Here is a 14717-nt window from a genome sequence, read left to right as displayed (position 1 = left end):
GCGACCGGGGCCGGCATGATCCGACGGAGAGGCCCTAACGCGGCTCCGGGGGCCGCTGCCGCGGCATGTTCGGCCGGTTCCCGTTCACCGGCGGCAGCGGCAGCCGGCCGCCCGCGCCCCCGGCCTCCTGCCGCGGCACCGCCGCCACCGCCGTCTGGATGCCGAGCGGGGCCGAGCCCGTGCGGAACTCCACCATCCAGTCGGTGGTCTCCGTGCGCACCAGCTCCGTGACGTCCTCCGAGAAGCGCCGCAGCACCGCCAGGCACCGCTCGGCCGCCTCGCTCGCCGTGCCCTCCGCCGGCCCGAGCACCTCCCGCACGCTCTCCGACGCCCAGTCGAACTGCAACACCTGGAGCCGCCGCTGCACCGCCTGGGCCGTGGCGACGTCCCTTATCCAGCCGGAGGTGAACCCGAAGAACCGGTCGGTGCCCACGCCGGCGACCCCGAGCAGCAGGGCCAGACAGCCCCAGGGCGCCACGCCGTCGGCCGCGCCGGTGAGGTCCAGCAGCGGCAGCGCCGCCCCGGCCACCGCGCCGGACGCCGCCGCGACCCGCAGCGCGCGTGCCCCGCGCCGCTTCCAGATCCGGTCCCGCAGATACCAGGCGGCCGTCTCCAGCGCCCGGCGCTCCACCCACCGGTACAGCTCGTCCAGCCGTTCGGCGGGCTCGCCCCAGTCCCCGAGCGGAAAGGCCCGCCCGGTCAGATCGCCCGGCCGCAGCCCGGCCGCGCCCTCGCCCCGCCCGTCCTGAGGCGGACCCTCGGGCTGCATCTCCGGCTGACCCACCCGGCACTCCCTACTGATCACGACCGGTCGCGTTGCGTGACATTCCATGCCGACGCGCGGCCACCTTCCTACCGCCCAACGGGTGGCGGAGAGGGAGCTTCGCCGCCTTTTCCGCTCGGAAGAGGGTCTTGATCAGGTAGAGGACTGGGGGCATCCTCACTCGAAAGAGTGGCAGGGCAGTGGCCGCGTGGACCACGTAGGCTCGTTGACGACTGAGGAGATGCCGCGGACGTCCTGGACGCCCGCGGGCATCGCAGACGACGACACGGAAGACGGCGAGGAGCTGATCGTGATCCCCGGTGGCCAGCCCAACATGCAGCAGTTGCTCCAGCAGGCGCAGAAGATGCAGCAGGACCTGCAGCGGGCGCAGGAGGAACTGGCGAACACGGAGGTCGACGGGCAGGCGGGCGGCGGCCTGGTGAAGGCCACCGTGACCGGCGCCGGTGAGCTGCGCGCGCTGAAGATCGACCCGAAGGCGGTGGACCCGGAGGACACCGAGACCCTCGCCGACCTGATCCTGGCGGCCGTCCAGGCGGCCAACGAGAACGCGCAGTCGCTCCAGCAGCAGAAGCTGGGCCCGCTGGCGCAGGGGCTGGGCGGCGGCTCCGGCATCCCGGGCCTGCCGTTCTGAGGACTCCGCCTTCCGAGCGGAGGCGGAAGCCAACTACCGTACGTACCGAAAGGTCTCCAGGAAGGGCAGTCCGTTGTACGAAGGCGTGGTCCAGGACCTCATCGACGAACTGGGGCGGCTCCCCGGCGTCGGTCCCAAGAGCGCGCAGCGGATCGCCTTCCACGTGCTGCAGGCGGAGCCGGCCGACGTGAAGCGGCTCGCGCACGCCCTCCTGGAGGTGAAGGCGAAGGTCCGATTCTGCGCGACCTGCGGCAACGTGGCGCAGGAGGAGCTGTGCGGCATCTGCCGCGACCCGCGCCGGGACGTCTCCGTCATCTGCGTGGTAGAGGAGCCGAAGGACGTCGTGGCGATCGAGCGCACCCGTGAGTTCCGGGGCCGGTACCACGTGCTCGGCGGCGCGATCAGCCCGATCGAGGGCGTGGGACCCGACGACCTGCGTATACGGGAACTTCTCGCGCGGTTGGCCGACGGGACGGTCACGGAGCTGATCCTGGCCACGGATCCGAACCTGGAGGGCGAGGCGACGGCGACGTACCTCGCCCGCATGATCAAGCCCATGGGCCTGAAGGTCACCCGCCTGGCCAGCGGCCTCCCGGTGGGTGGCGACCTGGAGTACGCGGACGAGGTGACCCTCGGCCGCGCCTTCGAGGGGAGACGACTGCTAGATGTCTGACGCCACGCTGCATGCCACGACACGGGACCCGGACGACTTCGCGGTCCAGATCGCGGACCAGATGGAGAGCTTCCTGGTGGCCGTCACGGAGGTGGCGAGAGGCGACGAGCCGGAGTCGGCGGTCCCCTTCCTCCTCCTCGAGGTCTCCCAGCTCCTGCTGGCCGGCGGCCGGCTGGGCGCCCACGAGGACATCGTCCCGGAGGAGCGCTACGAGCCGGACCCGGGCCCCGAGCCGGACCTGGACGAGCTGCGCATGAACTTCGCCCGGCTGCTGGACCCGGTCGACGTCTACTCCGAGGTCTTCGACCCGTACGAGCCCCGCAAGGCGCCCGTGCCGGCGAGGATCTCCGACGACCTCGCCGACATCATCACCGACCTGCGGCACGGCATGGTCCACTACCGGGCGGGCCGCACCACCGAGGCCCTGTGGTGGTGGCAGTTCTCCTACTTCTCCAACTGGGGCCCCACGGCCTCCGCCGTGCTGCGCGCCCTGCAGTCCGTGCTCATCCACGTCCGGCTGAACCAGCCCCTGGAGGAGCTGGACGGCCTGGACACCGACCAGGCCGACATCGGCGACGAGACGCTGGAGTTCGAGGCGGGCCGGGTGATGGCGGAGGAGATCGGCGGACCGCTGGGGATCCGGCCGGGCTCCTAGGCCGTACCCGCCGTACCCGTCGTACCCGCCGTACCCGCCGGGGCCGCGTCCCGCGGCGCTGTGACCCGGGGCACGTTCCGCGTGGCCGGGCGCACGGTGGGCAGGTTCCGGTCGCGGGCGCGCCGGATGTCTCACCATGCGGGACCAGGGTGGGGGAATTCGGGCGCTCGTTAGACTGAGCCGACATCAACGAACCGAGCGAGGAGCGCACGTGGGCCTTGTCGTGCAGAAGTACGGAGGCTCCTCCGTAGCCGATGCCGAGGGCATCAAGCGCGTCGCCAAGCGGATCGTGGAAGCGAAGAAGAACGGCAACCAGGTTGTCGTCGTCGTTTCCGCGATGGGCGACACGACGGACGAGCTGATCGATCTCGCCGAGCAGGTGTCTCCGATGCCTGCCGGGCGGGAATTCGACATGCTGCTGACCGCCGGAGAGCGGATCTCCATGGCCCTGCTGGCGATGGCGATCAAAAACCTGGGCCACGAGGCGCAGTCCTTCACCGGCAGCCAGGCAGGCGTCATCACCGACTCGGTCCACAACAAAGCCCGGATCATCGACGTCACGCCGGGCCGCATCCGCACCGCGCTGGACGAGGGCAACATCGCGATCGTCGCCGGTTTCCAGGGCGTCAGCCAGGACAAGAAGGACATCACCACGCTGGGCCGCGGTGGGTCCGACACGACGGCCGTGGCGCTGGCCGCCGCGCTCGACGCCGAGGTCTGCGAGATCTACACCGACGTCGACGGCGTCTTCACGGCCGACCCGCGGGTGGTCAAGAAGGCCCGGAAGATCGACTGGATCTCCTTCGAGGACATGCTGGAGCTGGCCTCGTCCGGTTCCAAGGTGCTGCTCCACCGGTGTGTGGAGTACGCCCGCCGCTACAACATCCCGATCCACGTCCGGTCCTCGTTCAGCGGACTGCAGGGCACGTGGGTCAGCAGTGAGCCGATTGGGGACAAGAAGGTGGAGCAGGCCATCATCTCCGGTGTCGCACACGACACCTCCGAGGCCAAGGTCACGGTCGTCGGTGTGCCGGACAAGCCGGGTGAGGCCGCCGCGATCTTCCGGACCATCGCCGATGCCGAGATCAACATCGACATGGTCGTGCAGAACGTGTCCGCCGCCGCCACCGGCCTGACGGACATCTCCTTCACCCTGCCGAAGACCGAGGGCCGCAAGGCCATCGACGCGCTGAAGAAGAACCGTCCCGGCATCGGCTTCGACTCGCTGCGCTACGACGACCAGATCGGCAAGATCTCCCTGGTCGGCGCCGGTATGAAGACCAACCCGGGGGTCACCGCCGCCTTCTTCGAGGCGCTGAGCGACGCGGGCGTGAACATCGAGCTGATCTCGACCTCCGAGATCCGCATCTCGGTCGTCACGCGCGCCGACGACGTGGCGGAGGCCGTCCGCGCCGTGCACACCGCCTTCGGGCTGGACTCCGACACCGACGAGGCCGTCGTCTACGGAGGCACGGGCCGCTGATGGCACCGACCGGCAGGCCGACGCTCGCGGTCGTGGGGGCGACCGGAGCGGTCGGCTCGGTCATGCTCCGGATCCTGTCCCAGCGGGCGGACGTCTGGGGCGAGATCCGCCTGTTCGCCTCGCCGCGCTCGGCCGGCCGCAAGCTGGCCGTGCGGGGCGAGCAGGTCGAGGTGGCGGCCCTGACGGAGGACGCCTTCGCCGGGGTCGGCATCGCGCTGTTCGCGGTGCCCGAGGAGGTGGCCGCGGTCTGGGCGCCGGTCGCCGCCGCGCACGGCGCGGTCGTCGTCGACGGCTCCGGCGCCTTCCGGCAGGAGCCGGACGTGCCGCTCGTCGTGCCCGAGGTCAATCCGCACGCGGTGCGCACCCGCCCGCGCGGGATCGTCGCGAGCCCCGACGGCACGACCCTGACGATGATCGTCGCCCTGGGCGCGCTGCACGCCGAGTTCGGCCTGCGCGAGCTGGTGGTGTCCTCGTACCAGGCGGTGAGCGGGGCTGGGCGGGCCGGCGTGGAGACGCTGCGGGCCCAGCTCTCGCTGGTGGCCGGCACCGAACTGGGCACCACGCCCGGGGACCTGCGGCGGGCCGTCGGGGACGACACCGGTCCGTTCCCGGAGCCGGTCGCGCTCAATGTCGTCCCGTGGGCCGGCTCGCTGCGCGAGGACGGCTGGTCGTCGACGGAGATGGCGGTCCGCGACGAGTCCCGCAAGATCCTCGGCCTGCCGCGGCTGCCGGTCGCCGTGACCTGTGTCCGGGTGCCGGTGGTCACCACGCACTCGCTGACCGTGCACGCCCGCTTCCAGCGCGAGGTCCCGCTCGACGGCGCCCGGGAGATCCTCGCGACCGCGCCGGGCGTGGTGCTGTGCGACGACCCGGCCGCCGGCGAGTTCCCGACGCCCGCCGACGTGGCGGGCACCGATCCGGCCTGGGTGGGCCGGCTGCGCCGGGCCCTGGACGATCCGGCCGCGCTGGAGCTGTTCGTGTGCGGCGACAACCTGCGCAAGGGCGCGGCGCTGAACTGCGCCCAGATCGCCGAGCTGGTCGCGGCGGAGGCCTCCGGCTGACCGGGCCGGGGCCGCATGTCCGTCAGGCCCCCGCAGCTTTGTAGAACTTTGTAATATCTACGTAAGCAGTGTGGCCGGGAGCATGGTCCAAAACCCTTGAACCGCCCCTCTTCGGCAGCAGAGGATTTCACTCCCCGCCCTTCCGCAACCGTACGGAGGGCGGGGAGCGTCTTTGCGGTCACCCTTGCGGGACCTGGGGACGTGATGATCCTGGCGTGGGGACGCCGTGATCGGGGCGTGGGGACGCCCGTTCAAATGGGACATAAGGGAAGAGCGGGACGCATGACGGCAGTTGAGGTACCGCCGGTGGTCGCACATGTGACGCCCGGCACGTACAACCCCGGAGGGGGGATGCGTGTCCAACTGGCGTGGCAGAGGTACTCGAACTCAGTGTGGCCCGCGGCGGCTCGGCCCTGCGGCCCCGTGCGGCGCTCCGGCCCCGTGCGTCCGGCGGCATGCCGGTGATCGCGCCCATGCCCGCAGCGCGGCCCGCCCGCATACCCAGTCAGCGTGACGGCGCCGAGGATGTCGCGGGCGCCGTGACGGCTGAGGCCGCCGGAACCACCGTCGACCACCTCACCGAGACCTACCGGGCGCACTACCGCTCGCTGCTCGGCCTCGCCGCACTGCTCCTCGACGACACCGCCTCCTGCGAGGACGTCGTCCAGGAGGCCTTCATCCGCGTCCACTCGGCCCGCAAGCGCGTCCGCGACCCCGAGAAGACCCTCGCCTATCTGCGGCAGACGGTCGTCAACCTCTCCCGGTCCACGCTGCGCCGGCGCATCCTCGGCCTGAAGCTGCTGGCCAAGCCGATGCCCGACATGGCGAGCGCGGAAGAGGGCGCCTATGACCGGCTGGAGCGCCGGGACCTGATCAAGGCGATGAAGGGCCTCCAGCGCCGCCAGCGCGAGGTGCTGGTGCTGCGCTACTTCGCGGACATGACCGAGGCCCAGGTCGCCGAGACGCTCGGCATATCCCTGGGTTCGGTGAAGGCGTACGGCTCACGGGGGATCGCCGCGCTGCGGGTGGCCATGGAGCAACCGGTATGAGCGCCCACGCCGAAGGGCGCGACGCCCGTGACGGCCACGCCGGCGAGCGCCACTCCCACGAACGTCACGAGCCCTACGCCTGGCACGAGCCGACAGACGGCCAGGGGCAACCGCACACGCCAACGCACGCTGGGAACGCAACTGTGAACCACGGCCCCCAGGACAAGGGCCCCGACAGACTCGGCCCGGACACCGACGGGCCGGCCGGGCCCGCCGGATCCGCCCCGGACGAACTGGCCCTGCGCCAACTGCTGCACTCGGCGGTCGACGGCATCGAACCGCGCCGGGGCACCCTGGACCATCTGCGCCGGGCCGTCCCCGCGCGCCGCGCCCGCAAGCGGCAGGCGGTCGTCGGGCTGGCCGCCGCGGCCCTGTTCATCGGCACCGCCATCCCCGCCCTGGTGCACGTCTCCCAGACCGGCGGCACCGACCCCAACACCGCCATGGCCGGCCAGACCTCCCAGGCCCAGGGCGGCACCGGCCAGGGCAAGGACAAGGGCAGCCCGGACAAGGGCGGCCACCCGGACACCGGGAGCACGACGGTCAAACCCGGCCGGGAACCGGGCAAGCGTGACGAGGAGCCCGAGCGGGGCGGCCACAGCGGCACCGCGCCCGGCGGCACCGGCCCGTCCGCCACCCCGTCCGCCGGCACCCCGCAGTGCACCCCGGCCCAGCTCGGCTCCGCCACCGGCAGCGTGAACGCCCCCGACTCCGCGGGCGTCGTCTACGGCACCTTCCGCGTCGCCAACGTCTCCGGCACCGCCTGCGCCGTCGACGGCCCCGGCAGCGTCACGCCCCTGGCACAGGGCGCCGCCGATCCGGCCAAGATCTCCGCGGCCCGGCACACGGCCGGGGACGCGGCCACCGCTCTGCCCGACCCGTCCGTGGAGGTCGCCACCCTGGTCCTCCAGCCCGGTGAGGCGTACGCGGAGCAGTTCGCCTTCGTGCCCTCCGAGACCTGCCCCGCCACCGGCGGCACCGGCACCACGGGCAGCCCCGACCCGGGCGACCCGTCACCGGACCCGACGCCGACCGAGGAGACGAGCGCGACCGGCGGGACGACCGACACCACCGGGGCCGCGGGCACCACACCCCAGCTCGTCACCGAGGACGGCACGGCCGACGGCAGCGTCGCGGTCACCCACACGGCGCAGGGCGGCGCACCGGCGGCGACGGCGGTGGTACCGGGCGCGTGCGCGGGCACGGTGTACTACACGGGGCTGCTGGCGGGCTCCTGAGGCACCGCGGGCGGCGCCTCGGCCCGCGGGCTCAGCCGCTCGCCACCGGGGTCTGCTCCGGCTCCTGCGGGACCAGCCCCAGCGCGGCGTCCCGCTGGAACTCCAGCTCCCGGCGCAGCAGCCGGAACCACATGAACGCCACGAAGCCCGCGAACACGAACCACTCCCCGGTGTAGCCGAGGTTCTGGAACGCCTTCAGGTCCAGTCCCGTACCGCTCGGCGCGCTCGCGGGCACGGCCTTCATCCCGGCGTCGCCCCGGTCGAGTGTCACCCACGCGTCGTACAGCCGGTACGGCACCAGGTTGACCAGTGACGCCGGGCTGATCGCCGCCGTCTGCCCGGCGGGCAGTCCACTCTGCGCGCCGACCCCGTTGTCCCCGGGCGTCTCCGGGGCCTGGAGCGCGCCGGTGACGGTGACCTCGCCGGCGGGCGGCGCGGGCGCCTTGGCCGGATCCGCCGTCCCCGGCAGCCAGCCGCGCACCACGGGCAGCGCCTTGCCGGAACCGGTGCGCAGCAGGCCGAGGACGTAGAAGCCGGGCTTGCCGTCCAGCTCCCGGCCGGGCACCAGCAGCTGCTCGCCGTACCGTCCGCTCGCCGTGACCCGCCGCCCCGCGGTCCCCTTGTCGACGGGCACCATCGAGTCCAGCGGGCGCGCGGCCTCGTGCCGGCCGGCGGCGGCCTGCTCGGTCGCGGCGCGGTGGTCCTGCACCCGGCCCTCGAACCGGCCCAGCTGCCAGGACCCCATGAAGACGCAGAACGGGATGGCGAGCAGCACGAAGACGTTGATGCCCCACCAGCGTGGTGTCAGCAGAAACCGGTACACGCCCTCCACGGTACGGCGCCGCCGGCGGGCCGCCGCCCGCGGGTCGGCCCCTGCCGGTGCCCGGACGCGCCGCGGACGGGAAGTTATCCACAGGCTGGGCACACCCGTCCCCCACTTGTCGGCGCGGCCAGGCAGTATGGGCGCATGACTGGGGCCATGAGTGAGAGCAGCACACCGGACACGCCGGACATGCCGGACTGGGAGAAGCGCTTCCGGGCGCCGCGGGTCTCGCTGCCCGACTGGGCGGAGGACGCGCCGGACCGCTCCCTGTTCGTGTCGAACGCGACGGGGACGTACGAGCTGTACGCCTGGGACCGCGCCACGGGCGAGCAGCGGCAGGCGACGGACCGGCCGAACGGCACGACGGACGGCGTGCTGTCCCCGGACGGCGCGTGGATCTGGTGGTTCGACGACAAGGACGGCGACGAGTTCGGCGTCTGGCGCCGCCAGCCCTTCACGGGCGGCCCGGACGAGCCGGCCGTGCCCGGTCTGGCCCCGTCGTACCCGGCCGGTCTGGCGCTGTCCCGGGACGGCCGCACGGCGGTCGTCGGCCGGTCCACGGACGAGGACGGCACGACGATCCACCTGGCCCGGCAGGGCGCGGAGCCGGTGGAGATCTACCGCCACCGCGAGTCGGCGGGCGTCGGCGACCTCTCGCACGACGGCTCCCTGATCGCGATCGAGCACACCGAGCACGGCGACGCCATGCACGCGGCCCTGCGCGTGCTCCGCCCGGACGGCACGACGGTCGCCGAGCTGGACGACACCAAGGGGGGCACCGAGGAGCTGGGCCTGGAGGTGCTGGGCTTCGCCCCGGTCGACGGCGACACCCGGCTGCTCATCGGCCACCAGCGCCGGGGCCGCTGGGAGCCGCTGGTGTGGGACGTGGCCACCGGCGAGGAGACGGACCTGGCGCTTGAGTTGCCGGGCGACGTGGGCGCGGAATGGTATCCGGACGGCTCGGCCCTGCTCGTCGCCCACGGCTTCGAGGCCCGCAGCGAGTTGTTCCGGTACGACCTGGCGGCCCGCGAGCTGACCCGCATCCCCACCCCGCCCGGCACGGTCTCCGGTGCCACGGCCCGGCCCGACGGCAGCGTGGAGTACCTGTGGTCGTCGGCCGCCGAGCCGTCGGCGGTGCGGTCCACGGCCGGCGGTGTGGTGCTGGACCCGCCCGGCATGGCGTGTCCGCCGTCGGTGGCCGTGGAGGACGTCTGGGTGGACGGCCCCGGCGGCCGCATCCACGCCCTGATCCAGAAGCCGGCCGGCGCCACGGGCCCGCTGCCCACCGTCTTCGACCTGCACGGCGGCCCGACCTGGCACGACAGCGACTCCTTCGCGGCGGGTCCGGCCGCCTGGGTCGACCACGGCTACGCGGTGGTCCGCGTCAACTACCGCGGCTCCACCGGCTACGGCCGCGCCTGGACCGACGCCCTCAAGCACCGGGTGGGCCTGATCGAGCTGGAGGACGTGGCCGCGGTCCGCGACTGGGCCGTCTCCAGCGGTCTCGCCGACCCCGCCCGCCTGGTCCTCACCGGCGGCTCCTGGGGCGGCTACCTCACCCTGCTGGGCATCGGCACCCAGCCGGACGCCTGGGCGCTGGGCATCGCGGTGGTGCCGGTCGCGGACTACGTCACCGCGTACCACGACGAGATGGAGGCCCTGAAGGCCATGGACCGCACCCTGCTGGGCGGCACCCCCGAGGAGGTCCCGGAACGCTTCGAGGCGTCCTCCCCGCTCACCTACGTCGACCAGGTCAAGGCCCCGGTCTACATCTCGGCGGGCGTCAACGACCCCCGCTGCCCGATCCGCCAGATCGACAACTACGTCAAGCGCCTGGAGGCCCGCGGCGCCACCCACGAGGTCTACCGCTACGACGCGGGCCACGGCTCCCTGGTGGTGGACGAACGCATCAAGCAGGTGCGGCTGGAACTGGAGTTCGCGGAGCGCCACCTGGGCCGGTAGAGCCCGGCCCCCGCCGGCCGGGCCGGCGCAGCCGCCCCGGGCCCCGGGGCGCCCCGGCCTCCCGGGTCGCTCTGGCCTCCCGGGTCGGCCCGGCCCCGGATCGTCCTGGCCGCCGGGTCGTCCCAGCCTCCGAGCCGACCCGGCCCTCCGGTCAGCGCAGTTCCGCCAGGCCCCTGCGGGTCGCGGCGATCACGACCCGGTCTCCCTTAGCCAGCACGTGGTCGGCCGAGGTGTCGGTGCGGCCCTCCAGCGCCAGCACCCGCCACGCCCCGGCCCGGAACGCCTCCCGCACGGTGCGGCCCTCCAGCTGGCGGTGGCCGTCCACGTCGACGGCGGCGAACAGCAGGACCCGCCGTTCGACCGCGATCGCGCCCAGCACCTGCCGGCCCAGCATGGCCCCGGCGAACGCGGGCGCGGCCAGGTGGGTGACGCTGCGGCTGCGGGTCAGCGCGTGCGGGTGGGCGGCCCGCAGGGTGCGGTAGACGGCGGTGGCGAAGTCGTCGTCGTAGAGGCGCAGGACCACGCGGAGATCGGGGCGCACGGTCCGCGCGTACAGCACGGCCTCCAGGTTGGTGGTGTCGGCGCTGGTCACCGCGAGCAGTGTCTGCGCCCGGTGGATCTGCGCCGCTTCCAGGACGCCTTCCTGGGTGACGTCCCCGAGCACCACCGGCACCCGCAGCCGGCGCGCGGTGGCCAGGCCGCGTGCCTCCGGGTCGGACTCGACGCAGACCACGGGCACGTTCAGCTCCCGCAGCCGGGTCAGCACCCGGGTGCCGATCTTGCCCAGTCCGAGCAGCACCACATGGCCGCTCAGCCCGCGCGGCGGCCGGCGCAGGGCGGAGGCGGTGCGGAAGGTGCCGAGCGCCTCCAGCGCGGTGGCCAGCAGCACGGGCAGGAGGAGCAGTCCGACCAGGGCGGACAGGAGCTGGAGCAACTGGCGGCCCGGGGGCGCGCCGAGGGCCGGGTCGTCGATGGCGAACAGGTCGAGAAGGGTGAGGTAGAAGGCGCCCAGCGGGTGGATGCCGGTGACCAGCCACAGGGCGACGGCGAGGGCGGCGACGCAGCAGAACAGGCCGGCCAGGGACCAGCGCAGCCGCCGGGAGAAGAGGGAGGCGAGCGGCATGACGCCGGTGATCCGGCGGGCGGGTGCGGCGGACTCCGCGCCGGCCGCGGCGGAGACGTTCTCCAGCACCACGGCGTGCCGGCCGGCCGCCTGCCGTACCTCCTCGTCGTCCGGGAGCAGGCGCGGCTGTTCGCCGGCGAGGTCCGGTTCGCCGCCGGTGAGCAGCGCGAGCGTGCACAGCCCGGGGCCGGTGGCGGGGCCGGTGCCGTCCGCGGCCAGCGGCCGTTCCACGGCCCGCAGCAGCAGGCTCTCGGTCTGGACGACCTTGCTGGTGCCGGCGACGGCGGTCGCGGCCAGCGCGGGCGCGGCGGTGTCGGCGTCGGACAGCACGGTCGTGGCGGTCTCGGCGCCGGTGCCCGGGCCGTCGGTCTCGCTCCCGGCGGCCAGCGCGGCGGCCTGGTCGAGGAGTTCCTCGATGTGCTGGCCCAGCCGCCGGTTGTAGAGGCGCAGGACCAGCCGCAGCCGCGGGTTGAGCCGGCGGGCGGTCAGCGCGGCGCGGATGTTGGTCTCGTCGTCGTCGTAGACGAGGGCGAGCGCGGCAGCCCGGGCCACCCCGGCCTCGGCGAGCACCGCCTCGGTGGGCTCGGCGGCCTCCATGACCGCCTCGCCGTCCGTGCGCTGGCCGGCCGCCGGCCCGGCGGCCCCGCCGGTCCCGCCCGCCCCACTGCCCCGGCCGGCCCCTGCGGCCGCCCCGGCTCCGCTCCCGCGCCCGGCGGACCCCGCTGTCGTGCCCGCCCCGCTGCCGCGCCCGGCGGGTCCGCCGGTCGCGGTGGTCCCGCCCGCCCGGCCGACGGTGCCCACCGCCGCGCTGACCATGCGGTCCAGCAGCGCCGACGCGGCCCGGGCCCGGCCGACCACCGGCGGCCGGGCGGTGCGCTCGTTCGGCGGGACGACGAGGGTCACCTGTTCGCCGTAGACCCCGCGCAACTCGGCCGCCAGCCGGTGCGCGAGCCCGTCGTCACCGCACACCACCATGTGCGCCTGCGGGGACCCGGGCCCCCCTTGATACGGAACACTCGCCACAAGGGAAGAGAGTGGCCCGGGCGGACGCCCGGTTCCACACCGGACGCGCCGCCGGGAGGGCGCCGGGCGTCAGCGGCTCAGCCGTCCGTCCGCTCCGACGGCCAGTCGAAGCGGTCCAGGTCCCGCAGCCACGCCTCCGCGTTGCCGTCGGACGGGGCCCGCCAGTCGCCGCGCGGGGAGAGGGAGCCGCCCGCCGAGACCTTGGGCCCGTTCGGCATGGCCGAGCGCTTGAACTGCGAGAACGCGAAGAAGCGACGGCAGAACACCTCCAGCCAGTGCCGGATCTCGGGCAGGCCGTACGCCCCGCGCTTGTCCTCCGGGAAGCCGGGCGGCCAGGCGCCGGCCTCCGGGTCGTGCCAGGCGTGCCAGGCCAGGAAGGCGATCTTGGAGGGCCGGAAGCCGTAGCGCAGCACGTGGAAGAGGGTGAAGTCGTGCAGCGCGTACGGGCCGATCTTCGACTCGGTGGACTGCATCTCCTCGCCGGGCACCAGCTCCGGGCTGATCTCGGTGTCCAGGATCGCGGTGAGCACCTTGCCGGTCTCGTCGTCGAACTGGCCGCTGCCGACCACCCAGCGGATCAGGTGCTGGATGAAGGTCTTCGGCACCCCGGCGTTGACGTTGTAGTGGCTCATCTGGTCGCCGACGCCGTACGTGGACCAGCCGAGCGCCAGCTCCGAGAGGTCGCCGGTGCCCAGGACGATGCCGCCGCGCTGGTTGGCCAGCCGGAACAGGTAGTCGGTGCGCAGACCGGCCTGCACGTTCTCGAAGGTGACGTCGTACACCGGCTCGCCGGAGGCGAAGGGGTGGTCGATCTCCTTCAGCATCAGCCGCGCGGTCGGCGTGATGTCCAGTTCGGCGGCGGTGACGCCGAGCGCGCGCATCAGCTTGTGCGCGTTGTCCTTGGTGTGGTCGCTGGTGGCGAAGCCGGGCAGGGTGAAGGCCAGGATGTCGCTGCGCGGCCGGCCCGCGCGGTCCATCGCCCGGGCGGCGACGATCAGCGCGTGGGTGGAGTCCAGGCCGCCGGACACGCCGATGACGACCTTGGGGCCGCCGATCGCCGCCAGCCGCTGCTGGAGCCCGGCGACCTGGATGTTGTACGCCTCGTAGCAGTCCAGGGCGAGCCGCTCGGCGTCGGCGGGCACGAACGGGTACCGCTCGACGCGCCGCCGCAGCCCGAGGTCGGTGAGCGGCGGGTCCAGCTCGAAGGAGATCGTCCGGAAGTCCCCGGTCCGGCCGGCGTGCGTCCGCCGGTTGTCGTCGAAGGTGCCCATCCGGTGCCGCTCCTGCCGCAGCAGGTCCAGATCGACGTCGGCGACGGCGCACTGGTCGCCCAGCGGGAAGCGCTCGGACTCGGCGAGCAGCACCCCGTTCTCGTAGATCATGGTCTGTCCGTCCCAGGACAGGTCGGTGGTGGACTCGCCCAGTCCGGCCGCCGCGTAGACGTAGGCGGCGAGGCAGCGGGAGGACGCCGAGCGGCACAGCAGTTCGCGGTCCCCGGCCCGGCCGACCGTGATCGGGCTGCCGGAGAGGTTGACCAGCACCGTCGCCCCGGCGAGCGCGGCCTCCGCGCTGGGCGGCACCGGCACCCACATGTCCTCGCAGATCTCGGTGTGCAGCACCAGCCCGGGCACGTCCGCGGCCTCGAACAGCAGGTCCACGCCGAACGGCACCTCCGCGCCCGCGACGCGGAGGGTCCCGCCGCGCTCGTCGTGGCCGTCGGCGATCTGCCGGCGCTCGTAGAACTCCCGGTAGTTCGGCGGGTACGACTTCGGCACGACTCCGAGGACGCGGCCCCGGTGGATGATCACCGCGCAGTTGTAGATCCGGTGGCGGTGGCGCAGCGGGGCGCCGACGACCAGCACCGGCAGCAGGCCGGCCGAGCCGGCCACGACCGTCCGCAGCGCCGTCTCCACCTGGTCGAGCAGCGCGTCCTGGAGCAGCAGGTCCTCGATGGAGTAGCCGGTGAGGCCCAGCTCGGGGAAGACGGCGACGGCGACGCCCTCGTCCGCACACCGGCGGGCCTGGCGCAGGACCGTTTCCGCGTTGGCCTGCGGATCGGCGATGACGGTGTGGCCCGTGCACGCGGCGATGCGCGCGAAGCCGTGGCTGTAGAGCGACCAGAAGTTCAACGGGGCTTCCTTCATGATTCAACAGACGGCGCGGACGAGGCGGATCTCCTCCAGGACAAAGCCTAGATCCCGGCCACGCGGCG

The 14717-nt window shown here is 73.6% G+C and carries 12 protein-coding genes; 8 read left to right on the top strand and 4 right to left on the bottom strand.

Translation table 11 applies throughout. The features are described from left to right. Positions 1 to 34 precede the first annotated feature (34 nt). Positions 35 to 784, bottom strand: a complete 750-nt coding sequence (locus ACH4OA_RS07000) for an SLATT domain-containing protein (RefSeq protein ID WP_397936267.1) — start codon at positions 782 to 784, stop codon at positions 35 to 37. A gap of 289 nt (positions 785 to 1073) precedes the next feature. Here ACH4OA_RS07000 and ACH4OA_RS06995 point away from each other — a divergent pair, with 289 nt between their 5' ends. The 7 genes from ACH4OA_RS06995 to ACH4OA_RS06965 all read left to right on the top strand — a co-directional run bounded on the left by ACH4OA_RS06995 (position 1074) and on the right by ACH4OA_RS06965 (position 7574). Beyond that, positions 1074 to 1415 carry a YbaB/EbfC family nucleoid-associated protein gene (locus ACH4OA_RS06995; protein ID WP_365877008.1) on the top strand — a complete coding sequence of 114 codons (342 nt, stop codon included), beginning with the start codon at positions 1074 to 1076 and terminating at the stop codon, positions 1413 to 1415. Between the two features lie 73 nt (positions 1416 to 1488). Continuing rightward, on the top strand, positions 1489 to 2088 hold the full coding sequence (gene recR / locus ACH4OA_RS06990; protein WP_365876988.1) for a recombination mediator RecR: 600 nt from the start codon (positions 1489 to 1491) through the stop codon (positions 2086 to 2088). Next, positions 2081 to 2743, top strand: coding sequence for a DUF5063 domain-containing protein (locus tag ACH4OA_RS06985; protein WP_365876991.1), 663 nt, complete (start codon positions 2081 to 2083; stop codon positions 2741 to 2743). Before recR ends, ACH4OA_RS06985 begins: the two co-directional genes overlap by 8 nt. 211 nt (positions 2744 to 2954) lie before the next feature. Beyond that, on the top strand, positions 2955 to 4226 hold the full coding sequence (locus tag ACH4OA_RS06980) for an aspartate kinase (RefSeq protein WP_365876993.1): 1272 nt from the start codon (positions 2955 to 2957) through the stop codon (positions 4224 to 4226). Continuing rightward, positions 4226 to 5287, top strand: a complete 1062-nt coding sequence (locus tag ACH4OA_RS06975; protein ID WP_397967998.1) for an aspartate-semialdehyde dehydrogenase — start codon at positions 4226 to 4228, stop codon at positions 5285 to 5287. The genes ACH4OA_RS06980 and ACH4OA_RS06975 overlap by 1 nt, the downstream gene beginning before the upstream one ends. Before the next feature lie 368 nt (positions 5288 to 5655). Further along, positions 5656 to 6336, top strand: a complete 681-nt coding sequence (locus ACH4OA_RS06970) for a SigE family RNA polymerase sigma factor (RefSeq protein ID WP_397967995.1) — start codon at positions 5656 to 5658, stop codon at positions 6334 to 6336. A gap of 143 nt (positions 6337 to 6479) precedes the next feature. After that, a complete protein-coding gene (locus ACH4OA_RS06965) occupies positions 6480 to 7574 on the top strand; it encodes a hypothetical protein (protein WP_397967993.1) in 1095 nt (364 codons plus the stop codon). A 31-nt stretch (positions 7575 to 7605) separates the two neighbouring features. Here the strand turns inward: ACH4OA_RS06965 and ACH4OA_RS06960 are convergent, their stop codons facing one another. Continuing rightward, a complete protein-coding gene (locus tag ACH4OA_RS06960; RefSeq protein ID WP_365877001.1) occupies positions 7606 to 8397 on the bottom strand; it encodes an SURF1 family protein in 792 nt (263 codons plus the stop codon). Between the two features lie 156 nt (positions 8398 to 8553). Between ACH4OA_RS06960 and ACH4OA_RS06955 the strand changes: the two genes are divergently transcribed. Further along, complete coding sequence (locus ACH4OA_RS06955) at positions 8554 to 10359, top strand: prolyl oligopeptidase family serine peptidase (RefSeq protein ID WP_397936259.1); 1806 nt, start codon at positions 8554 to 8556, stop codon at positions 10357 to 10359. 151 nt (positions 10360 to 10510) lie between these two features. On the opposite strand, the gene ACH4OA_RS06950 is transcribed toward ACH4OA_RS06955, so the two are convergent. Continuing rightward, positions 10511 to 12457, bottom strand: a complete 1947-nt coding sequence (locus ACH4OA_RS06950) for a potassium channel family protein (RefSeq protein ID WP_397967990.1) — start codon at positions 12455 to 12457, stop codon at positions 10511 to 10513. Between the two features lie 125 nt (positions 12458 to 12582). Next, positions 12583 to 14649: an NAD(+) synthase gene (locus tag ACH4OA_RS06945; protein WP_397936258.1), complete on the bottom strand. Its 2067-nt coding sequence runs from the start codon at positions 14647 to 14649 to the stop codon at positions 12583 to 12585. Positions 14650 to 14717 lie beyond the last annotated feature (68 nt).

The sequence above is a fragment of the Streptomyces sp. NPDC017095 genome, assembly GCF_044332325.1.
Taxonomy (GTDB): Bacteria; Actinomycetota; Actinomycetes; order Streptomycetales; family Streptomycetaceae; genus Streptomyces.
Note: the sequence above shows the minus strand (reverse complement) of the source record. Positions and strands in the feature narration are given on the sequence as shown.